The 19,559-nt window shown below is 58.5% G+C and carries 19 protein-coding genes and 2 tRNA genes; 10 read left to right on the top strand and 11 right to left on the bottom strand.

Translation table 11 applies throughout. The features are described 5' to 3' along the window. Positions 1-16 precede the first annotated feature (16 nt). Genes CSING_RS10270 through CSING_RS10260 form a run of 3 tightly spaced genes read left to right on the top strand, consistent with a single transcriptional unit; the run spans position 17 to position 2,689 of the window. On the top strand, positions 17-1,201 hold the full coding sequence (locus CSING_RS10270) for an alkylhydroperoxidase domain protein (RefSeq protein ID WP_042532016.1): 1,185 nt from the start codon (positions 17-19) through the stop codon (positions 1,199-1,201). A 16-nt stretch (positions 1,202-1,217) separates the two neighbouring features. After that, on the top strand, positions 1,218-1,892 hold the full coding sequence (locus tag CSING_RS10265) for an SDR family oxidoreductase (RefSeq protein WP_042532013.1): 675 nt from the start codon (positions 1,218-1,220) through the stop codon (positions 1,890-1,892). 50 nt (positions 1,893-1,942) lie between these two features. Beyond that, complete coding sequence (locus tag CSING_RS10260) at positions 1,943-2,689, top strand: GntR family transcriptional regulator (RefSeq protein ID WP_042532012.1); 747 nt, start codon at positions 1,943-1,945, stop codon at positions 2,687-2,689. A gap of 337 nt (positions 2,690-3,026) precedes the next feature. On the opposite strand, the gene CSING_RS10255 is transcribed toward CSING_RS10260, so the two are convergent. Further along, on the bottom strand, positions 3,027-4,193 hold the full coding sequence (locus CSING_RS10255) for an HNH endonuclease signature motif containing protein (protein ID WP_042532011.1): 1,167 nt from the start codon (positions 4,191-4,193) through the stop codon (positions 3,027-3,029). A 75-nt stretch (positions 4,194-4,268) separates the two neighbouring features. Next, positions 4,269-6,809 (bottom strand): aminopeptidase N, encoded by a 2,541-nt coding sequence (gene pepN, locus CSING_RS10250; RefSeq protein ID WP_042532010.1) that lies wholly within the window; start codon positions 6,807-6,809, stop codon positions 4,269-4,271. 100 nt (positions 6,810-6,909) lie between these two features. On the opposite strand from pepN, the gene CSING_RS10245 reads away from it, so the two are divergent. Further along, positions 6,910-7,524, top strand: coding sequence for a mycothiol-dependent nitroreductase Rv2466c family protein (locus CSING_RS10245; RefSeq protein WP_042532006.1), 615 nt, complete (start codon positions 6,910-6,912; stop codon positions 7,522-7,524). Here CSING_RS10245 and CSING_RS10240 read toward each other — a convergent pair. Continuing rightward, on the bottom strand, positions 7,521-7,892 hold the full coding sequence (locus CSING_RS10240) for a hypothetical protein (protein WP_042533408.1): 372 nt from the start codon (positions 7,890-7,892) through the stop codon (positions 7,521-7,523). The two genes, CSING_RS10245 and CSING_RS10240, sit on opposite strands and share 4 nt — an antisense overlap. 109 nt (positions 7,893-8,001) lie before the next feature. On the opposite strand from CSING_RS10240, the gene CSING_RS10235 reads away from it, so the two are divergent. Continuing rightward, on the top strand, positions 8,002-8,475 hold the full coding sequence (locus CSING_RS10235) for a ribose-5-phosphate isomerase (RefSeq protein WP_010191143.1): 474 nt from the start codon (positions 8,002-8,004) through the stop codon (positions 8,473-8,475). Here CSING_RS10235 and CSING_RS10230 read toward each other — a convergent pair. Then, complete coding sequence (locus tag CSING_RS10230) at positions 8,472-9,302, bottom strand: aldo/keto reductase (RefSeq protein WP_042532004.1); 831 nt, start codon at positions 9,300-9,302, stop codon at positions 8,472-8,474. The genes CSING_RS10235 and CSING_RS10230 overlap by 4 nt on opposite strands. 300 nt (positions 9,303-9,602) lie before the next feature. Between CSING_RS10230 and CSING_RS13640 the strand changes: the two genes are divergently transcribed. Then, entirely contained in the window at positions 9,603-10,145 is a 543-nt protein-coding gene (locus CSING_RS13640) for a hypothetical protein (RefSeq protein ID WP_236683971.1), read from the top strand. A gap of 317 nt (positions 10,146-10,462) precedes the next feature. Here the strand turns inward: CSING_RS13640 and CSING_RS10225 are convergent. Beyond that, a tRNA-Gly gene (locus CSING_RS10225) sits at positions 10,463-10,537 on the bottom strand. Between the two features lie 156 nt (positions 10,538-10,693). On the opposite strand from CSING_RS10225, the gene CSING_RS10220 reads away from it, so the two are divergent. The 3 genes from CSING_RS10220 (at position 10,694) to tig (ending at position 13,170) form a co-directional block, all read left to right on the top strand. Next, the gene (locus CSING_RS10220; RefSeq protein ID WP_042532003.1) at positions 10,694-11,503 is read left to right on the top strand and encodes a hypothetical protein; all 810 of its coding nucleotides are present in this window, start codon (positions 10,694-10,696) and stop codon (positions 11,501-11,503) included. A gap of 160 nt (positions 11,504-11,663) precedes the next feature. Beyond that, positions 11,664-11,737: transfer RNA gene (locus tag CSING_RS10215), tRNA-Pro, on the top strand. 74 nt (positions 11,738-11,811) lie between these two features. Further along, positions 11,812-13,170, top strand: coding sequence for a trigger factor (gene tig / locus CSING_RS10210; RefSeq protein ID WP_042532001.1), 1,359 nt, complete (start codon positions 11,812-11,814; stop codon positions 13,168-13,170). A 173-nt stretch (positions 13,171-13,343) separates the two neighbouring features. Here tig and CSING_RS10205 read toward each other — a convergent pair whose 3' ends face one another. The 6 genes from CSING_RS10205 to CSING_RS10185 form a co-directional block, all read right to left on the bottom strand. Further along, positions 13,344-13,925 carry an NADPH-dependent FMN reductase gene (locus tag CSING_RS10205; protein ID WP_005324045.1) on the bottom strand — a complete coding sequence of 194 codons (582 nt, stop codon included), beginning with the start codon at positions 13,923-13,925 and terminating at the stop codon, positions 13,344-13,346. Between the two features lie 39 nt (positions 13,926-13,964). After that, positions 13,965-14,135, bottom strand: a complete 171-nt coding sequence (locus tag CSING_RS13860) for a hypothetical protein (protein ID WP_005329175.1) — start codon at positions 14,133-14,135, stop codon at positions 13,965-13,967. 85 nt (positions 14,136-14,220) lie between these two features. Next, complete coding sequence (nrdF, locus tag CSING_RS10200; protein WP_023020918.1) at positions 14,221-15,246, bottom strand: class 1b ribonucleoside-diphosphate reductase subunit beta; 1,026 nt, start codon at positions 15,244-15,246, stop codon at positions 14,221-14,223. A gap of 52 nt (positions 15,247-15,298) precedes the next feature. Next, positions 15,299-17,494 carry a class 1b ribonucleoside-diphosphate reductase subunit alpha gene (gene nrdE / locus CSING_RS10195; protein ID WP_042531998.1) on the bottom strand — a complete coding sequence of 732 codons (2,196 nt, stop codon included), beginning with the start codon at positions 17,492-17,494 and terminating at the stop codon, positions 15,299-15,301. A 50-nt stretch (positions 17,495-17,544) separates the two neighbouring features. Continuing rightward, positions 17,545-18,012, bottom strand: a complete 468-nt coding sequence (gene nrdI / locus CSING_RS10190; RefSeq protein WP_039676421.1) for a class Ib ribonucleoside-diphosphate reductase assembly flavoprotein NrdI — start codon at positions 18,010-18,012, stop codon at positions 17,545-17,547. 115 nt (positions 18,013-18,127) lie between these two features. Beyond that, positions 18,128-18,808, bottom strand: coding sequence for a metal-dependent transcriptional regulator (locus tag CSING_RS10185; protein WP_042531996.1), 681 nt, complete (start codon positions 18,806-18,808; stop codon positions 18,128-18,130). 138 nt (positions 18,809-18,946) lie between these two features. Here CSING_RS10185 and CSING_RS10180 point away from each other — a divergent pair, with 138 nt between their 5' ends. Then, positions 18,947-19,546 (top strand): ATP-dependent Clp protease proteolytic subunit, encoded by a 600-nt coding sequence (locus CSING_RS10180; protein WP_042531994.1) that lies wholly within the window; start codon positions 18,947-18,949, stop codon positions 19,544-19,546. Positions 19,547-19,559: the final 13 nt, after the last annotated feature.

The raw sequence follows: 19,559 nt of genomic DNA, 5'->3' as shown, positions 1-19,559 counted from the left end.
AAAGAAAGGATTACTCATGGCAGACATCATTGACCTGTTGGCCGACGCCGGCGACGTGTCCCAACTGCGCGAGCGCCGCCCGGAAGCCAAAGACAACGCGCAGGCCTCCTTCGCCGCGCTCCTCGAACCAGCGGAGTCCGGCACCTTCAGCTACGCAGAGCGCTACGCCATCGCTACCTTCGTGGCAGGCGTTTACCAGGTACCGCGTGCACAGTCTTTCTACTCCGACTTGCTCGAGGAGGAATCCGAGGAGCTTGCCGCCGAGGTTGCCCGCGCGGTCGAGCGCGGTATCACCACTGGCCCGTACTCCGGTGGAGGCTTCACGCTTTTCAATGGCTCCCCGCGCCTAGCCGCCGCTCTCGACTTCGCCCACCTATTGTCCTTCCACCCCAAGGACGCCTCCCCAGCAGCGATCGGCCACCTGCAGGCGGCTGGCTGGTCCAATGATGACATTGTGACGCTGGGCCAGCTCGTGAGCTTTCTGTCCTTCCAGTTGCGCGTGGCCCACGGCCTGGCCGTTCTGGCCGGCACCGCGCAGCCCGCAGCCGTGACTGAGGCGCCGCGCCCCACCCAGACCCCAGAGTGGGAACCGGGGGAGGGGACGTTGGCGCCGGACGTCGTCAAGCCGCAGCGCTTCGTGGCCCACTCCCTGGGGTGGAAACCGTGGGTGCCACCGCAGCCGAAGGAGGAGTTCACGGACGCGCAGCGCGACGCCCTCATCAAGCCCGAGCGCATCGACATGGAGTACTTCCGCCTGCTGGCTCGCGACCCGGCTGCGCTCAAGGCGCGCACGAAGACTGACCTGGATATCTTCTACAACACCGACGGCGGCCTCGGCCGCGCTGAGCGCGAGCTTGCCGCCACCGTGGTCTCCCGCTTCAACGGCTGCGAGTACTGCGCCTCGGTGCACCAGCAGCGCTCTAAGGAGGAAGGCGGTGACGCTGCGGCGATCGACCGCCTGCTTGAGGAAGGCGTAGACGCTGACCTGGGCACGGAACAGTGGTCCGCCATCCGTGACGCCGCCCTGGCCCTGACTTCCTCGCCTTTCACTTTCGCTGCCTCCCACGTGGAAGGTCTCCGTGAGGCGGGTTTCGATACCCTGGCGATTATTGACGTCATCAACTCCTCCGCGTTTTTCAACTGGGCCAACCGCCTTATGCTGACGCTGGGCGAGCCCGATGTGCCGAAGCGTTTCCGTTAACTGAAGGAGAAAAATAATGTTGAAGACTGCTGTCGTCACCGGGGCTACCGGTGGCATGGGTGCGGAAATTATCAAGGACCTTGCGCGTGATCACCGCGTCTTTGCCTTGGGCCGTAGCGCTGCGGACCTGCCGGAGGCAGAGAACATCGTGCCGGTGAGCATCGATTTGCTGGCGCTTCTCGACGAGGCAGCGCTTCCCGGAGAGCTCGCCGACCTGGACCGCGTCGATGTGCTCGTTCACGCCGCCGCGCGGGCCGAGAAGCAGTCGGTGGAGAGCGCTCGCCCGGAGGATTGGCGCGGACAGATGGACCTCAACGTCCACGTTCCGGCGGAGCTGACCCGCCTGCTTCTGCCTGCACTGCGTGCAGCGGAAGGCCTTGCGGTGTTCATCAACTCCGGTGCCGGCATCCACTCTTATGGCGACAACGTCATCTATGCTGCGACGAAGCACGCTCTGTACGCACTTGCTGATGGTCTCCGTCTCGGCGAACTTGGTATCCGCGTGTCCACCGTCGCGCCGGGGCCGACGGATACCCCGATGTTGCAGGGCTTGCAGGATTACAACCCGGAGCATGTCATCGCCCCGGTGGAGGTGGCGAAGGCCATCCGTGCCACCGTCGATGCTGGCCCAACGACTCAGCTCACCGAGATTCGCGTGCGCCCGCGCATCGAGCTGAACCAGCGGAAGTAGCTTTCGCTCTCGAGATGCGAAAACTGCGGGGCGCTGTACAGTTGTGAGGCGTGTCAAACTCTCAACGCCGCCGCCCCGCCTATTTGGTGATCGCGGATTCGCTGCGGAGCAAGATTGAATCCGGTGAGCTGCAGCCCGGTGACCGTTTCCCCACGGAGAGGGAGCTGGTCCAAGAATATAAGGTTGCGCGCATGACCGTGCGCCACGCATTGGACATCGTGCAGATTGAAGGACTTATCGATCGCAAACGCGGGCGCGCTGGTGGCACGTTTGTGCGCGCCACTCCGCCGGCACTGAGCCTGACGAGCGGGCGCAGCGCCCTCGACCAATTGCGTGAGCATGGCCTCGATGTGGAAGTTCGGGTGCTGTCGCTGACGTTCATTGATGCGCCCGGACACCTTGCTTCCACCTTTGACATTGAGGAGGGTGATTCCGTGTGGGAGTGCCGCACGGTGCAGGTTTCGGCGGGCTCGCCCATCATGGCCTCCACGCTCCTTATCCCACAGGCCTTGGCACCGAGCCTCACGGAAGAGGACGTCCAGAAGCCGCTGACCGAGCTGTTAACAGACCTCGGTCTGGCACCAGTGTTTAAACGCGATTCCCTCGTGGCTGCCACCGCCCGCACGGAGGAGCAGAAAGCCCTGGCCGTTGGGCGCAACCAGCCGGTCTTGCGCATAACCCGAACCATCAAGGCAGAGGGTGGCGTCGTTGCCGCTCAGCTGGAAGAGACCCTGCGCCCTGATGCAGCCACGGTGGAGGTCGTTATTGGCGAGGATCCCACACCGACCCTCGATTAGACAGTATGAGTCTGCGCACCAGCATGGGCTGCCATACGATCATGCCCGCTGGCAATGTGGATGCGCACGATGGGCAACCCGCTAACCACTATCCGGTTGGCGGGTTTCGCTCTTTAAGAGCTTAGGAATCACGCTGTCGTTGCCTCTCGGCGGTAGCGATTGGAGCATGGTCGGGGATCACCAAGGTGTCCCGTCAACTTTGCTCTAGTTGGGGGTAAATTCTTTTAAGGATCGCCGATATTCCCGTCAACGCTGTGTGGTTGACGGGTTCTTCTATCGGGTGCGCCTTTGGTGCAGGCGATGGAAGCGATTTCTGCGCTTGCAGTGTGGTGGCTGGTCAGCTGCCGTCGGGAGGTGGTTGTTCTGGTGGCTGAGCTGGTGTCGTATCGCTTTGTCTGGATGGTGGGCCGGGGGCTTGTGTTGTGGCCGGTGTCTTTGCGGCAGCTTTTTCGGCGTTGAGTCTAGCTACTGCCTCTTGGTATTCCGGCATTGCGGTGATCGGTGCACCCCAGGGCGGGATGAAGGACACTCCGGTATTAAGCCGGTACATGTAGCCGCGCCCGGTAGGTCTTTGTGGGTCATCGTCGTTAATGCCGTTGTGGTAGGCGCACAGGAAGGTCAGATTCTTGATGTTGGTGTAGCCGCCGGCCTGCCAGGGGATGATGTGGTGAACCTGGCAGTAATCAGCGGGTTTGTTACAGCCGGGCCTGGAGCAGGTTTGGGTTTCAGCACAGAGGGTGAGGCGTTGTTTCCAGCTGGCACTGCGTTCGGTGCGGTAGGAGTTAATGGGTCCTTCCACGGGGTGGACGATGGTGGCATACCCGATGGAGGCGAATTTATAGGACAGGAATTCTGCCCCGGTCATGCGCGCACCATTCGTCAGCTGTAACTCAATCTCGTCACCGTCGCCGTTGATGATGCGATCGAATTCGTCCAATGTCACTACGACTTGGGCATGCACGGCGGGTTTAGTGCCCACACCGCCGGTGACGATGACGGTGCGTGCAGCGTCGAGGAGGTTGTGTTTGTTGACGGATTCGAGGGTGCCGCGGATATCGGCGATGACGGTGGCGTCATCGGTGATCGTCATGGAGTTCGGGCCGGTGGAGCGGTAGGTGAACCTGACACCGGGTTTGGGTGTGCGTTTGCGGCGCAGTTCTTTGAGGCGTGTGGTGGCTACTTCGCGGATTTTGTGTGCGGGTGTGCCGGCGAGTTTGATGCGGAGGTTCCAGGCGTCGAGGTCTTTTTTGACTTTGGCGGTGTAGGACTCAATCAGGGAGAGGGTGGCTAGGCTGTGTTTCTGGGTTTGGGCGGCGGTGCGGGCTTTGCGTTGTTTGCCGCTAAAGCGGGTGGGGCCGAAGTAGGTGCGGTGCAGGTGGGCTAGTTCTGCGGCGTCAGACGCGTCGGCGCCGAGCGCGCGGAGCTCGTCGGGTGAGCTGGATGCATTCTCCACGAGCGCAATCCCCGAATTGCGAAGGTGGATGTAGGTCTCAATATCCCCCATGGACACAGAGACTAAAACAGCACCCGCAACCCCGCAACCGGAGGAAGAAAGTTCCTGGTTGCGGGGTGAACATGCTTAGCCGCGGTCGACGGCGCGGTTGCGCAGGGCGCGGGCGGTGCGGTCGCGCTGCTCCATCACGGCGCGGCGCAGGCCGCCCGGTAGGTCGCGGGAGAGGAACTCATCGGCGCGGTCGAGGGTCTCCTGGCTGACATCCCAGCGCGGGAACAGCCCAGTCACCGTGGTCAGGGCAATCTCGTTGGACTGTGCGGACCAGATCTTCTCCGCTACATCGAAGAATTCCGCGCTCGGCAGGAGTTCGTCGGAGCCGACAAAGGTCAGGCCGGCTAGTTTCGATTCCAAGTCGCGGTTACCCAACTCACCAGCGACGATTTCGTCCCATACCGCGCGCTTGTTGTCCTCGGTGTTCACCGCAGCCAGCGCCTTGAGCGAAGCCTGGTAGCCCGTCGCGGTGTTATCGCGCTGAAGCTCCTCGGCTACAGCTGTCATGGCGGCGCCGGCGTGCTCGGGGCCGGTGACGTCGGCAAGCGAGCCATCGGCGATGAGCGCGGTGAGTGCCTTCCAGCGCAGGCCCGCATCCGAAGAGGTCTTAAGGAGCTCCTGGAAGAAGGCGCGGGAGGCGTCGTGAAGCTTAATGCCGGCGAGCGCCTGGGTGAAGACGATGGAACTCTCCGCATCGTCAGTGTGGGCGCCTGCCAGGAGAGCGCGAGCAAGCTGCGTGTCCTCCTTCGCCCACTCCGGATCGGCATAGGTGGACTGGGCGGTGGCGGCCTGGGAGAGGATGCGCTCCAGGACCGCGAGCTCAGTCTCAGCCTCCGCACCGCGGGCAACGAGCGCCACGAAGTCGCGGGCGCGCATGGATCCCGCACGGGTCATTTCCCATGCGGTGGACCAGCACAGGGTGCGGGCCATAGGATCTTCGAACTTCTCAACATTCTCCAGTAGGAACTGCAGGGAACCCGCATCCAGATCGATGAGGCAGTAGGTCAGGTCATCGTCGTTGGGAAAAACGAAGGGGACGTCGCAAAGCGCGCGGCCCACAAGCTCCGGAATCTCGGTGGCGGCGCCGTCGATATCCATCTCGATGCGGTCGGTACGCACCACCTTCTCACCCTGGAGGGCGTAGACGCCAATAGCGACGCGGTGTGTGCGCAGAGTATCGCCCGACTGGGTGAGGTGGGCTTGGGTGATGGCCCCGGACTCGTCCGTCTCCAACGCCACGCTGAGCGTGTTCACTCCCGTGGTCTTGAGCCACTGCTGCGCCCAGAAGGACAGATCGCGCCCAGAGGCCTCCTCCAGATGGCGTAGCAAATCCCCAAAGGTGGCATTCGACCACTGGTGCTCCTGGAAGTGGCGGCGAACCCCGGCGAAGAAGTTCTCGCGGCCCACATAGGCCTGCAGCTGCTTAAGTACCGACGCACCCTTGGCGTAAGTGATGCCGTCGAAGTTCTGCTCCACGGTCTCAATATCAGATGCATCCGTGGAAATCGGGTGCGTGGTGGGCAGCTGGTCCTGCTGGTAGGCCCGGGCCTTCTCGACGTTGGCGAAGGTTACCCACGCGGTATCGTACTGGGTCTCCTCCGCCTGGGAAATGGCGGCGGACCAGGTGGCGAAGGACTCGTTAAGCCACAGGTCATCCCACCACTGCATGGTCACCAGGTCACCGAACCACATGTGGGCCAGCTCGTGGAGGATGGTGTCCGCGCGGCGCTCGTACTTGTAGTGCGAAGCCTTGGACGTAAACACGTACTCATCGCGGATAGTCACGCAGCCGGCGTTTTCCATGGCGCCAGCGTTAAACTCCGGCACGAAAATTTGGTCATACTTGCCAAAGGGGTAGGCAAAGCCGAAATTGCGGTGGTAGAAATCAAAGCCCTGCTTGGTTTCTGTGAAGATGCGCTCGGCGTCGAGGGAGTCCAGCAGCGACGGGCGGCAGTAAATCCCCAGCGGTACTTCAACGGTTTGTGCGGGCGAGCCCTCCGGGTGCTCCGCTAGCGTGCCGGTCCACGTGTCCGTCACGCCGACGTAAGGGCCCGCGCACAGTGCAATCAGGTAGGTAGAAAGCGGGTAGTCCACCGTAGCGAACACGGTGTTGCCCTCACGCGTGATGGGGGAGTTGGTGATCACCGTCCAGTGCTCCGGGATGTCGAAGGACAATGAGTAGGTGGCCTTCAGATCCGGCTGGTCAAAGCAGGCAAAGACGCGCTTGGCATCGGCAGTTTCAAACTGGGTGTAAAGGTAAGTCTCACCGTCGACCGGGTCGACGAAGCGGTGCAGGCCCTCGCCGGTGCGGGAGTAGCGAATTTTCGCCACGACCTTGAGCTCATAGTCCGCGACCTGCAAGCCCGATAGCGGGACACCGTAGGTCGGGTCATAAGCGTTGGTGGGCAGGGGAGCACCGTTGAGGCGAACCTCGAGGAGCTCATCACCGCGCAGGTCAATAAACGTCGAGCCCGCCTTCGTAGCGCGGAACTTAACAACGGTGGTGGAGGTGAAAAACTCCTCTTCGGTGAGGTCGAGGGCAACGTCGTAGTGCTCTACCTCCAGCATGGCCGAGCGTTGCTGGGCTTCCTCGCGGGTGAGGTTGATCGAGGTCATAAAGGTTACTCCCGTTTGTCGATGGTTTAAGTCTCTGCACCAGCGTAGTCACGCGCCTAGAGTGGGGTGCCACAGACCGTACAAGCAAAGGAGATTTACTATGGCTCAATCCGTCACGTTCTGGTTCGACTGCTCCTGTCCCTTCGCGTGGCTGACCTCGCGTTGGATTAAGGAAGTGGAGAAGGTTCGCGATATTGAGGTGACCTTTGAGCCGATGTCCTTGTCTGTGCTCAACAAGGGCCGTGACCTCGATCCGGAGTACATGAAGATGATGGAGGCGAACTGGGGCCCGGCGCGCGTGGCGGCCAAGATTGCCGTGGAAGCCCCGGAGAAGCTTGACGCCTTCTACACCGCGATGGGCACCCGCATCCACACCGAAGGCCAGGGTGGCAAGAAGGGTTACGGCGCCTACGACGACATCATCAAGCAGGCGCTTGGCGACGCCTCCCTCCCCGCCGACTTCGCCTCCGTAGCCAACACCGAGGAGATGGATGAGAAGCTTAGCGAGTTCCACAACCGTGGCATCTCCGAGGTCGGCGATGAAGTGGGTACCCCAGTGGTGAAGTTCGGTGACACCGCTTTCTTCGGCCCAGTCATCACCCGTGTTCCCACCGGCGAGGAAGCCGGCGAGCTTTTCGACGCCTCCGTGCGCCTCGCCCAGTTCCCGTACTTCTTCGAGCTCAAGCGCTCCCGCACCGAAGCTCCTCAGGTTTAACGTGTGCGGTTGCGCATTGCCGCCGCGATGACGCAGCCGAGGACGATGGGGGTGAGCACGAAAGCAGGAAGTCCCGCGATGTTGATGATGGGCAGATAGCTCTGCGCCTGGTATTCCTCCCACTCGGCGGCTACCCACGTAGCCCATGAAGCGCCTGCGAGGAGTGCCAGCACACCAGCGGTGATCCCAGCCGCACGGTGTGGCTTCTGGGCTATCCACCAAGCGCCCACCCCGAGGTGAGCCACGGTCATCACGACCGCCATGACCAGGGCCCGGAGGAAGCCGCGTTCCGTGAAGAAACCTGCGGCGAACAAACCGGCGCCGACAAGGATTGCGCCGACGTAAAGGACACAAACACGAGTGTTCATGGACATAGTGGGGTCCTTCCTTGGGAGTAGACGTGCCCCACCATATCAATTTTGAGTTATTGCTAAAACGGGTCGGCGGGTGTGTTCGCCGACCGGTAGGATGTGGGCCATGCGCGTTTATTTAGGAGCAGACCACGCAGGGTTCGAGACGAAGAACGTCATTGCCGAACACCTGAAGAAGCAGGGCCACGACGTCATTGACTGCGGAGCCCACGAGTATGACGCCGAGGATGACTACCCGGCATTCTGCATCGAGGCCGCCCTGCGGACCGTCAACGATCCGGGATCTCTCGGCATCGTGCTCGGCGGCTCCGGAAACGGCGAGCAGATCGCCGCGAACAAGGTGAAGGGCGCGCGCTGTGCCCTGGCCTGGTCCCCCGAGACCGCCCGTCTAGCCCGCGAGCACAATAATGCTCAGCTCATCGGCATTGGTGGCCGCATGCACTCCGAGGAGGAGGCGCTGGCGATTGTGGATGCCTTCCTGGATCAGGAGTGGTCCCGCGCCGAGCGCCACCAGCGCCGCATCGACATTCTTGCCGAGTACGAGCGCACCAACATTCCGCCGGAGCTGCCGGAGGCTTAGTAGTTCATTTCCTTGGGGTGGCTGCCGCCGCGGCCCTCTTCCCCGAGGTCGAGATCGGTGATGGCAGCCATCTCGGATTCATCAAGCTCGAAGCCGAAAACGTCGAAGTTTTGCGCAATGCGATCCGGGTTTTCGGACTTCGGGAACACGATGACGTCATTTTGCAGGTGCCAGCGGATAATCACCTGAGCGGGGGAGACGCCGTACTTCTCGGCGGGATCGGTGATTTCCGGCAGCTCAAATAGGTCGGTCTTGCCCTGGCCCAGCGGGCCCCACGCCTCGATCTTCACCTTGTGAGCGCGGAAGGCGTCGAGCTCGCGCCAACGCTGCAGGTAGGGGTGCAGCTCCACCTGGTTAACCACGGGGGTTTCATCTGTTTGGGTTTCCAGCTTTTCTAGGTGCTCAAGTTCGAAGTTGGAAACACCAATGGACTTAGTCTTGCCAGCCTTCTTCAACTCGATGAGCTGCTTCCACGCCTCCACGTAGGTGTCATTTTCTGGGCACGGCCAGTGGATGAGGTAGAGATCCACGTAGTCGAGGCCGAGCTTCTCTAGAGATTCGTCGAGGGCTGCTGCCGCATCGGTCTGGCGGTCATTCCATAGCTTCGTGGTGATGAACAGCTCCTCGCGCGGGATGCCGGAGTTGGCAATCGCGCGGCCTACACCTTCCTCGTTGCCGTAGATGGCGGCGGTATCGATGTGCCGGTAGCCCACCTTCAGTGCCTCCGCAACCAGCTCTTCGGTCTTCTCGGGGTCAACCTTGAAGACACCGTAGCCGAGCTGGGGGATAGCGTTGCCGTCGTTGAGTTCGATATTGGGTACAGTCATGCGGCCCACTCTACGCAGGGCTTGGTCATCCGTGCAGAAGTAGAGAATCAGAGGTAATAGGCAAAAGTGTGTCTAATTCGCAGGACGGGACCCGATAGATACTGGAAGGGTGGTGGGCTTTGTGATGCGCACCACCTATATAGGGGTGCGCATCAATATTTTTTAATGTTTTGCAGTGAGAGCTAGATCGCCCGGCTACTATTGCAAATTAGTATCAAGTAAACGTTGCTTGATGCGTTCGACGATAAGGAGAGAACTATCTTGAGGTCTAAAGCGTTAACGGTCGCACTTTTGTCGGCGGTGACTTTTTCTGTAAGTGCTATCTGTGCTGCCGAATTTCCTGCCTTGGCGTCAGCGGGTGATGTAGCTTCCGTAACTCCCGAAAGCTATCGTTATGTCCCAAAGGGGGAGCAAAGCGGCACTGATGGACGGTATGCGGAAGTGCCTTCCGGTGACAGTTTTGGAAATTACAGCGCGTTAGGGGAGACGCCGGGCCCTGGGGGCATTGTGGGTTCCCGGGCATTTATCTACGTCAACGGAACCGGCTTACATGCAAATTACGCGCAGGTAGGGTGGCGTGGCTATTTTGATCCAAAATCTCCTTGGCCCCCGAACGTCTGCAATGGTTCTTTTGACATTCAGTGGACGGATGCGCAAGGGCATCACCAAGAACGTCATGGAAACTCGCCAAACTGCACCATTCCCCCACAGTTTAATATTCCGGGCCACTATATTTCGTTCGATTTGAACAATGACACCTTTAAGGCGAACACGGATGTTTGTGGTAGGTACACCATAAACGGGGAAACTTCTCCCTGGGCGTGTATTGAGATGAAACCATAGGAGGGAAAATGAGCTTCGGCATAATTGAGCTATTGCCACTAATTATTCTATTGGTAATAGTAGGAATCGTGTTCTTTTTCTTTCAACGCCGTAAAGGGGGCAAGAACTAGAAGCGTAGCTTCGGCTCCCTTTTTTGAGAAGCGTTGGGGAGTTTCTTCGTTTTAGCACCACCTCCATTGACACACCGGATGGAGTAAATTCACACCACGCGGTCATCCAGACGGGCGACCAGTCGCATGCGAATGAAATCGATTAAAGCCGCACCGGCTACCTAGACTAGGTGATCGGTGCGGCTTTTTCTTGGAGGGAATGACACTTGGAGGGAATGACGGGAATCGAACCCGCGTCTTCAGCTTGGAAGGCTGAGGTATTAGCCACTATACGACATTCCCACAACCCCGAAACCTCTGCGCGCTAGGCGCATGAATCGGCGTGCGGTCTACTTTAGCGCACACCCGCCAGTATGCGAAAACGGGAACTAGAGCTGGGGCTGAGACGTTAACGTGGGTGAGACTACAACTCTATTTTGTGATGGAAGTGATGCACACGTGAGCCCCTTGTTGCTCCTAATCATCGTCGCCGGTGGCGGTGCCTGGTTCCTGTCCTCGCGAAACGGAAAGAAACAGCAGGAGCTGCGAGAATCCCAGCGCTTTGAGGACGCCATAGCGGATGCGCGCCGCTGGACTGAGCGCCTCGGCGGCCAGGTGATGAACGTAAGCGGAACGGATACTGCCTCTCAGCAAGCTATGGCGGATGCATCGGAGCGCTTTACTGCCGCAAACTCCGCGATTTCTCAGGCCACTACCGCAAAACAGGCGCATCTGGCACGCGAATCCGCGCTGGAAGGCCTGTACTATGTGGCGGCCGCGCGCGAAATCATGGGCATGGATCCGGGCCCCGAGCTGCCACCGCTGGAAGGCCAGCGCCAGGCAGGCAAGGTGACGGAGACTCGGACGGTGGAGGCAAATGGGGAGACGCTGACGGCGTCGCCAAGCGCCTCGGCGCAGACTCCGAACTACTACCCAGGCGGTGTCGTTGCTGGACGCCCGGTTCCGGCCGGCTGGTACTCGCGCCCGTGGTGGGCTGACGCGCTGACCACCGGCGTGTGGATGGTGGGCTACTCCATGATGTTCAACGCCATGTTCGCCGGTATGGCAGGCGTGGGCTACTCCGCAGCGGCGGCCGAAAGTGGCGACTGGGGCGGCGTCGATGCCGGCGGCGCGGATGCCGGCGGAGACATGGCGGACGCTGGCAGCGACATGGGGGATGCCGGCGGCGACGACGGTGGTCTCTTTGATGGTCTCTTCGGTGGTGACGGCGGAGATGGTGGTATGTTTGACTTTGACTTCGATTTCTAGCTCAAGAAAACTAGCGCTGAACTGCTGGAACGAGGTTAAACCGGGGCCTATGTTGGGATAGGTTATTGCCTATCGGTACACTAGCCTCCAGTATGAAGCGCAGCTACGCGCGGCAGGGCCCTGCATCACAGGGCCGTGGCGAACGTAGAGGCCGACCATACGGGGCGTGGCGCAGCTTGGTAGCGCACCTGCTTTGGGAGCAGGGGGTCGCAGGTTCAAATCCTGTCGCCCCGACGTATGGGGGCCTGGACATACATCCAGGCCCCTTAACTACATTTTTAGACGATTCACAATCAGGAGAGTTTCTCGTGAAGACCACCGTAGACAAGCTGAGCGATACCCGCGTCAAGCTCACCGTCAACGTTCCGTTCGCTGAGCTGGACAAGGAAATTGCACAGGCCTACGCGGCGATCGCGCAGCAGGTTTCCATCCCTGGTTTCCGTAAGGGCAAGGCGCCGCGCCAGCTTATCGACGCCCGCTTCGGCCGCGGCCCCATCCTCGAGCAGGTTGTCAACGACATGCTGCCCTCCCGCTACGAGCAGGCCGTTGAGGAAAATGAACTCAAGGTTATCGGTCAGCCGGAAATTGACATCGCCAAGCTGGAGGACAACGACTTCGTCGAGTTCACCGCTGAGGTAGACGTTCGTCCGGAGTTTGAGGTTCCGGACTTCTCCAAGATTGCTGTAAAGGTTCCGGCCCTCGAGATCTCCGATGAGGACGTCGACAAGGCGCTCGAGGATCTTGCTGAGCGCTTCGGTGAGCTCAAGGACACCAAGCGCAAGATGAAGACCGGTGACTTCGCTGTCATCGACATCACCACCGAGGTTGACGGCACCAAGCTGGAGGAAGCATCCCACGAGGGCATGACCTACCGCATCGGTGATGACAACCTCATCAAGGGCCTCGACACCGCTCTGCGCGGCATGAAGACCGACGAGGACAACGAGTTCACCACCACCATCCAGTCCGGTGAGCACGAGGGCGACGAGGCCACCGTCAAGGTCCACGTCCAGCAGACCAAGGAGCGCAAGCTGCCGGAGCTCGATGACGAGTTTGCTCAGATGGCGTCCGAGTTCGACACCATGGACGAGCTGCGCGAGAACACCAAGACTCGCGTCGAGGAGACCAAGAAGTCCGAGCAGGCTGCCAACATTCGCGATGAGGTCCTGAAGGCCGCTCTCGATGAGGTGTCCTTCGAGCTGCCGACCTCCATCGTTGATGAGCAGGTCCACGCTCAGCTGCACCAGGTCATGGGCCAGATGGCTCACGACGAGAAGGCTCTGGCACAGCTGCTCGAGGCGCAGGGCACCACCCGTGAGGAGTTCGACGCTGAGGCCCGCAAGTCCGCTGAAGAGTCCGTGCGTACCCAGCTCTTCCTCGACTCCCTGGCTGAGGTTGAGGAGCCGGAGGTGTCCCAGCAGGAGCTGACCGACCACATCTTGTTCACCGCCCAGTCCTACGGCATGGATCCGAACCAGTTCATCCAGCAGCTGCAGTCCAGCAACCAGCTGGGCAACCTGTTCTCCGATGTTCGCCGCGGCAAGGCCCTGGCTATGGCTATCTGCCGCGCCGAGGTCACCGATGAAGAGGGCAACAAGGTTGACGTTGACCAGTACTTCGGTGAAATCGAAGAAGAGGACGCTGCAGAAGCTTCCGAGGAGAAGTAATCTCCCGCTTGTAACGCGCTGCTGCCACATGTGTGGTGGCGAGCGCGCATGAAACCCCGGATTCAGGTAACTCAAGGATGAGCCTGAATCCGGGGTTTGTGTCATTGTGAACGCCCTCTAGGAGTCTTTGAGTACTTCGTAGAGGGCGTGATGTGTGTTGGCTGGGGATACCGCTAGCCGTTCTTGGCTCTAAAGGCCTCGTCGGTCAACTGCAGGAAGCGCATAACGTAATCCTTGACAAAGTCTGCGGTACGTTGATTGAGATGTCCGGACTCTTCGAAAAGGGTGGGGGATTGGCCCAGAAATACTTCGGGCTGACCAGGGAGCGGCATATCGAAGTAGGACAGGGCGAGGCGAAGGTTCTTCTGTGAACTGTAGCCGCCCATGCGGCCTACAGAGTGGCTAATGATACCTGCGGGAAGGTTCTTCCACGCCACATCTGAGTTGGGCTTAGAGCCGATGTCCACTGCGTTTTTGAGACAGGCAGGGATAGTGCGGTTGTTCTCTGGCGTAATGAAGAGGATCCCGCTCGAGTTCTTGATGGTCTCGCGAAAGGTGGTGTACTCAGCCGGAGTGGGCTTGTCCGTGACGGCGGGGTCATCGTAGTCGAAGTCATAGAGCGGCAAGTCACGGATTTCCACGATGTTTGCCTCGTAGCCTTCAGGGATCATCGTGAGCACCTCGTGTGCAATCTTGCGTGCAAATGACTCTCGGCGCAGGCTGCCGACGATAACGCTGATACGTGGGGTGGTCATGGTAAACCTTCTTTCTTAGTTGGGTGTAGGGAGACGTGGTCAAGGGAGAAAAGGCTTGCAGCCAAAGGCCGGTGGTGGGCCGGCAGCGTGGGCGGCGGTGAGGAAGCCATCTACTTTGTCTCCTTCTTCATGGCGGAAGTACAGTTCGATGAGTCCTAGAAGCCCCCCGAGGACGGCCTCTCGTGCGGCGGATGTATTCAACAGCCGCATGGCTGCGGGTTGGTTTCCTTCGCGGATGGCTTCAAAAAGCGCGATGGTCTCAAGCCAGCTTCCTTGGTCTGGTCGCGGAAAAGGTTTAGAAATCCCAGTCATCATCACTCGTTTCTTCAGCAGTACCAATGACATAGGAGGAACCAGATCCGGAGAAGAAGTCATGGTTCTCATCTGCTCCGGGGGCTAGGGCCGCGAGGATTTCTGGGTTCACTTCCGTTTCTTCGGGCGGGAAATAATCCGGGTAGCCCAAATTCATGAGTGCCTTATTGGCGTTATAGCGAACGAACACGGCTACATCATCCATGAGTCCCAAAGGCTCATATAGCTCGCCGGAATAGTCCAGCTCTAGTGCATAAAGCTCTTCGAGCAAAGAAATGGTGAAATCATGCATCTCCTTCTGCCGTAGCGGGGTCGTGGATTCCAGACCGCGCTGATATTTGTAACCCGAGTAGTAGCCGTGCACTGCCTTGTCACGCAGAATGAGGCGAATCATGTCTGCCGTATTTGTCAGGGTGGCGTGGACAGAAAAGTGCAAGGGAAGATAGAAACCCGCGTAGAGAAGCAGCGAGGAAAGCAGCGTCGATGACACCTTGCGTTTGAGTGGATCCGGCCCAAAATAGTGCGCGAGCACTTTCTTGGCGCGTGCCTGGAGAAGGTCGTTATTCACCGCCCAGCGGTATGCTTCATCAATTTCCTTTGTACTGCTCAGGGTAGAAAACACTGAAGAGTATGAACGGGCATGGACTGACTGCATGAAGGCGATATTGGTATACACGGCCTCCTCGTGTTCGGTGCGGGCATCTTGAATCTGACAGATTTCACCCACGGTGGCCTGGACAGTATCCAGGGTGGTGAGTCCCGTGAACACCCGCATGGTGAGGTTGCGTTCCTCGGGTGTCATCTTCTGCCACGCCGGGAGATCATTAGAAAGCGGGACCTTCTCTGGCAACCAAAAGTTGGCGGTGAGACGGTTCCACACTTCAAGATCCTTGTCATCGCTCACGCGGTTCCAATTGATGGCGCGGATGCGGGCTGAAGGATCATGCCGGTAGCTCGGCGGAGTAACTGAAATGCTAGTTAGTTCAGCACTATTCGATGTTGAAGACATAGCTTCTTTCTTTCTGAGTGAATGGTTGTGGACAAGGGGGAGGACCGTGCTCCTACAAAGCACAGGAGACGCAGCCTTCGACCTCGGTTCCTTGGAGCGCGGATTGGCGTAAACGGATGTAGTAGAGGGTCTTGATTCCGGCTTTCCAGGCATAGATTTGTGCCTTGTTGATGTCCCGCGTGGTGGTATCAGCGGTAAAGAACAAGGTCAGGGAAAGCCCTTGGTCCACGTGTTGGGTGGCCATGGCGTAGGTGTCGATGATTTTTTCGTATCCCACGGCGTAGGAGTCATCGAAATACTCCAGGTTGTCGTTGGTCATTTCCGGCGCGGGGTAGTACACGCGCCCCAAGCGGCCCTCCTTGCGTATTTCAATTTTGGAGGCAATTGGGTGGATGGACGCGGTGGAGTCATTGATGTAGGAAATTGATCCAGTGGGTGGAACTGCCTGCAAGTAGGCGTTGTAGATGCCGTCGCGCATCACTTGATTCTTGAGCCGTAGCCAATCCTCGCGTTGAGGAATCTGCACGCCTGCTTCATGGAAGAGCTGTTTTACGTGTTCAGTGGCTGGCGCCCAGTCTTGGTCGATGTATTTGTCAAAGTAGGCGCCAGTGGCATAGGTGGATTCTTCAAAGCCTGTGAATCGTTGACCTTTTTCAACCGCGAGTGCATGGGATGCGCGGAGCGCATGGTAGGTCACCGTGAGGAAATAGATATTTGTAAAGTCCAGTGCCTCGGCGCAGCCATAAGGAATACGCTGTGAAGCAAGAAAGCCGTGGAGATTCATTTGGCCCAGACCAATGGCATGCATGGAAGCATTTCCGTGAGCGATGGAGGGAACAGCTTCGATATTCGTCAGGTCTGACACCTTCGTGAGGGCACGCACTGCGGTTTCGACGGTCTCCCCGAAGTCCGGCGATTCAAAAGCCTTCGCAATGTTAAGCGAACCTAGATTGCAGGAAATATCCTGGCCAACGGTGGTGTAGTCACCCGAAGCTCCGTAGGTCGATGGCGTGTTGACCTGGAGGATTTCGCTACACAGGTTGGACATATTGATATGTCCTTTGAGGGGATTAGCGCGGTTGACCGTATCTTCAAAGAGGATGTAGGGGTATCCGGATTCAAACTGAAGCTCAGCCAGCGTGGTGAAAAACTCGCGGGCCTTAATGGTCGTGTGAGAGATTCGCGGATTGGCAACCAGCTCGTCGTAGTACTCGGTGATGGACATGTCAGACATGGCTACGCCGTACTCGCGAGCGATGTCATACGGGCTAAAAAGATGCATATCCTTGTTCTCTTTGGCCAGCCGGAAGGTTATATCTGGAATAACAACCCCCAGCGAAAGAGTCTTGATGCGGACTTTCTCATCGGCATTTTCCCGCTTGGTATCCAGGAAGCGAAGAATATCTGGATGGTGCGCATGCAGGTAGACGGCTCCAGCGCCCTGCCGGGCGCCCAATTGGTTGGCATAGCTGAAGCTATCTTCGAGAATCTTCATGACTGGGACTACGCCGGAAGCCTGGTTCTCAATCTTTTTGATCGGGGCTCCGGATTCGCGCAGATTGCTCAGCAACAGGGCCACTCCACCACCGCGCTTTGATAGTTGCAGTGCAGAGTTCACGCAGCGGCCAATGCTCTCCAAATTGTCTTCGATTCGCAGGAGGAAGCAGGAGACCATTTCGCCGCGCTGGGCTTTGCCTGCGTTGAGAAAAGTAGGGGTGGCGGGCTGGAAGCGTCCGGTCATGATGTCATCCACCAGCTTTTCTGCGAGCTCTTCGTCGCCCTGCGCAAGGTATAAAGCTGTGGTGGCGACGCGTTCTTCGTAGCCTTCTAGGAATCGGGAGCCATCAAAGGTTTTCAGTGCATATGAAGTGAAGAACTTAAATGCGCCGAGGAAGGTGCGGAACTGGTGCTTAGCTCGATGAGCTCTGTCATACATGGCGCACAGAAAGGCGTCATCATAAAGCTCAAGGAAATCCCGCTCGTAGTACTCATTATCAACCAACCATTCCAAGCGTTGCTTGGTGGAATCGAACTGATGCATGCGGGGAGCGACATGGTGCGTGACATAGTCTTGTGCTGCCTGAATGTCCTTGTCAAACTGGATTTTTCCAGAAGCGTCGAACAAGTTCAGCTGCGCGTTGAGTGCGTGGTAGCTCTTGCGCTTGCCGACACCGCCGGCATTGTCTGCTGAAGCGGTGCGGGGCGTAGCGCCATTAGTCTGTGTGGGGGTGGCATCGAGAGGCCACATTGTGTTTTCCAATCTGTGTGATGCGGATGTGTTCTTCATCTTGTGGGGGATTAATGGGGTGTCATCGTTAGCTGCTTTTGCTGCTCCCAAAACTTTTGAAGGCCCTGCTTTACGGCGGCAATGTCTCTCTGGGTGCCGAGAAGCTCGAAGTGATACAGCTCCGGTACGTGGCACTTGGCGGAAATGATGCGTCCGGCGACGCAGTAAGCACTTCCGAAGTTGGTATTCCCTGAGGTAATAACGCCCCGGATAAAGGAGCGGTTGATTGGGTCATTGAGGAAGTCGATGACCTGTTTGGGGACTGCGCGTTTGAGCGAGCCGCCGCCGTAGGTGGGAACGATGAGTACGTACGGGTGTGATACCTGGATCATCCCGGTTTTCTTGGGGCGCAGTGGAATGCGCACCGCGGGTCTATCTAAGCGTTCGACGAATCTTTTCGTGTTTTCTGAAACGCTGGAAAAGTACACCAAATCTGGTGAGTCTGACATGGCAATCCTGCTCATCCTGGCCTTAGCCATAAGTGGGATAGGTGATATTCGAAAAGACTAACTACGCAATGCCGTAGTTGCAACTACGGTCTAACGTAGTTTTGAAAAGGGCAGGTGAGAGCAGGATTAATGCAAAGGGGAAGGTCTAAAGGTTGTGGTGTGCTACAAACACTGCGTCGGTAGCTGGGCGTCCAAGTACTACCCACTGAGTGCTGCCGGCCACCTGTATTTCGAGAGAATCTGAAAAGGGCGCTCCCTCGCGCGTGCTAAGAACAGCCCCAGTGACAATGCCGCGCTCTTCAAGGAACTTCAGCAGTTGTGGGTCGGAATCAGAAATGCGTTCCACGGTCACCTGCGATTGTGCACCGCTGTCGGTGAGGCGATGCGCACTGGGGATTGTGATCTGTCCGTCAACCGTAGGGATAGGATCGCCGTGCGGATCCCTAGTGGGGTAATCAAGGAACTTATCCACACGTTCTATGAGCATGTCAGACACCGCGTGTTCGAGATTTTCGGCTTCATCATGGACTTCGTCCCAGGTGTAGCCCAATGCTTGAACCAAAAAAGACTCAAGCAATCGGTGACGGCGCACCATGACCAATGCGTACTGCCTGCCAAGTTCGGTTAACTCCACAGAGCCATAGGGCGTGTGTGACACGAGCCCTTGCTTCGCCATTTTGCGCACTGCATCGGAAACCGAGGAGAGCTTGAGTCCCAGCTGTTTCGCTATAAGTGTGGCGGTAACGGGCTCGGATGACCATTCCTTTAGCCCCCAGATAGCTTTCAAATAGTTCTGGGTACTGGTGGACAGCTCAGAAACAGACATGAGTAAATGTTAACCCAGCTTCCGTATGTGCCTTTGGCGCTGTGCCCCAACGCTCATAGCGAACAGAGGCCATGTTTGAGAGGAATGCCGGTAAGGTGGGGCCAGTTAAAGCATTCTTCACTTGAAGGAGAACCACTAATGTCTGAGAAGATTTCAATGAACTCGTCGTCTACGGGTATGAATCTGAGCGATAGCGTGTACGAGCGGCTGTTGCGCGAGCGCATTATCTTCCTGGGAACCCAGGTCGATGATGAGATTGCGAACAAGCTTTGCGCCCAGATCCTCCTGCTGTCTGCCGAGGACCCCACTCGCGACATTTCGCTTTATATCAATTCGCCGGGTGGCTCTGTCACTGCGGGCATGGCCATCTACGACACGATGAAGTACTCGCCGTGCGATGTGGCTACGTATGGCATGGGCCTGGCTGCCTCCATGGGTCAGTTCCTTCTCTCCGGCGGCACCAAGGGCAAGCGCTACGCTCTGCCGCACGCGCGCATCATGATGCACCAGCCTTCCGCTGGTGTCGGTGGTACCGCAGCTGACATCGCCATCCAGGCTGAGCAGTTCGCGCAGACCAAGCGTGAGATGGCTGAGCTCATCGCTGAGCACACCGGCCAGACCTTCGAGCAGATCACCAAGGACTCTGACCGTGACCGCTGGTTCACCGCCCAGCAGGCCAAGGAGTATGGAATCGTCGACCACGTCATCGAGTCCGTCAACGGTCCTATCAGCAACTAGGGAACAAGGAGCC

Origin of the sequence: Corynebacterium singulare (genome assembly GCF_000833575.1) — a bacterium.
Taxonomy (GTDB): domain Bacteria; phylum Actinomycetota; class Actinomycetes; order Mycobacteriales; family Mycobacteriaceae; genus Corynebacterium; species Corynebacterium singulare.
This window is presented reverse-complemented; position numbering and strand designations above follow the sequence as displayed.

Excerpts from the sequence above, each read along its gene's own strand:
- CSING_RS10270 (WP_042532016.1), top strand. The coding sequence starts at position 17 with ATGGCAGACATCATTGACCTGTTGGCCGACGCCGGCGACGTGTCCCAA.
- CSING_RS10265 (WP_042532013.1), top strand. The coding sequence starts at position 1,218 with ATGTTGAAGACTGCTGTCGTCACCGGGGCTACCGGTGGCATGGGTGCG.
- CSING_RS10255 (WP_042532011.1), bottom strand. The coding sequence starts at position 4,193 with ATGGGGGATATTGAGACCTACATCCACCTTCGCAATTCGGGGATTGCG.
- pepN (WP_042532010.1), bottom strand. The coding sequence starts at position 6,809 with ATGACCTCGATCAACCTCACCCGCGAGGAAGCCCAGCAACGCTCGGCC.
- CSING_RS10245 (WP_042532006.1), top strand. The coding sequence starts at position 6,910 with ATGGCTCAATCCGTCACGTTCTGGTTCGACTGCTCCTGTCCCTTCGCG.
- CSING_RS10240 (WP_042533408.1), bottom strand. The coding sequence starts at position 7,892 with ATGAACACTCGTGTTTGTGTCCTTTACGTCGGCGCAATCCTTGTCGGC.
- CSING_RS10235 (WP_010191143.1), top strand. The coding sequence starts at position 8,002 with ATGCGCGTTTATTTAGGAGCAGACCACGCAGGGTTCGAGACGAAGAAC.
- CSING_RS10230 (WP_042532004.1), bottom strand. The coding sequence starts at position 9,302 with ATGACTGTACCCAATATCGAACTCAACGACGGCAACGCTATCCCCCAG.
- CSING_RS10205 (WP_005324045.1), bottom strand. The coding sequence starts at position 13,925 with ATGACCACCCCACGTATCAGCGTTATCGTCGGCAGCCTGCGCCGAGAG.
- CSING_RS13860 (WP_005329175.1), bottom strand. The coding sequence starts at position 14,135 with ATGCGGCTGTTGAATACATCCGCCGCACGAGAGGCCGTCCTCGGGGGG.
- nrdF (WP_023020918.1), bottom strand. The coding sequence starts at position 15,246 with ATGTCTTCAACATCGAATAGTGCTGAACTAACTAGCATTTCAGTTACT.
- nrdE (WP_042531998.1), bottom strand. The coding sequence starts at position 17,494 with ATGTGGCCTCTCGATGCCACCCCCACACAGACTAATGGCGCTACGCCC.
- nrdI (WP_039676421.1), bottom strand. The coding sequence starts at position 18,012 with ATGGCTAAGGCCAGGATGAGCAGGATTGCCATGTCAGACTCACCAGAT.
- CSING_RS10185 (WP_042531996.1), bottom strand. The coding sequence starts at position 18,808 with ATGTCTGTTTCTGAGCTGTCCACCAGTACCCAGAACTATTTGAAAGCT.
- CSING_RS10180 (WP_042531994.1), top strand. The coding sequence starts at position 18,947 with ATGTCTGAGAAGATTTCAATGAACTCGTCGTCTACGGGTATGAATCTG.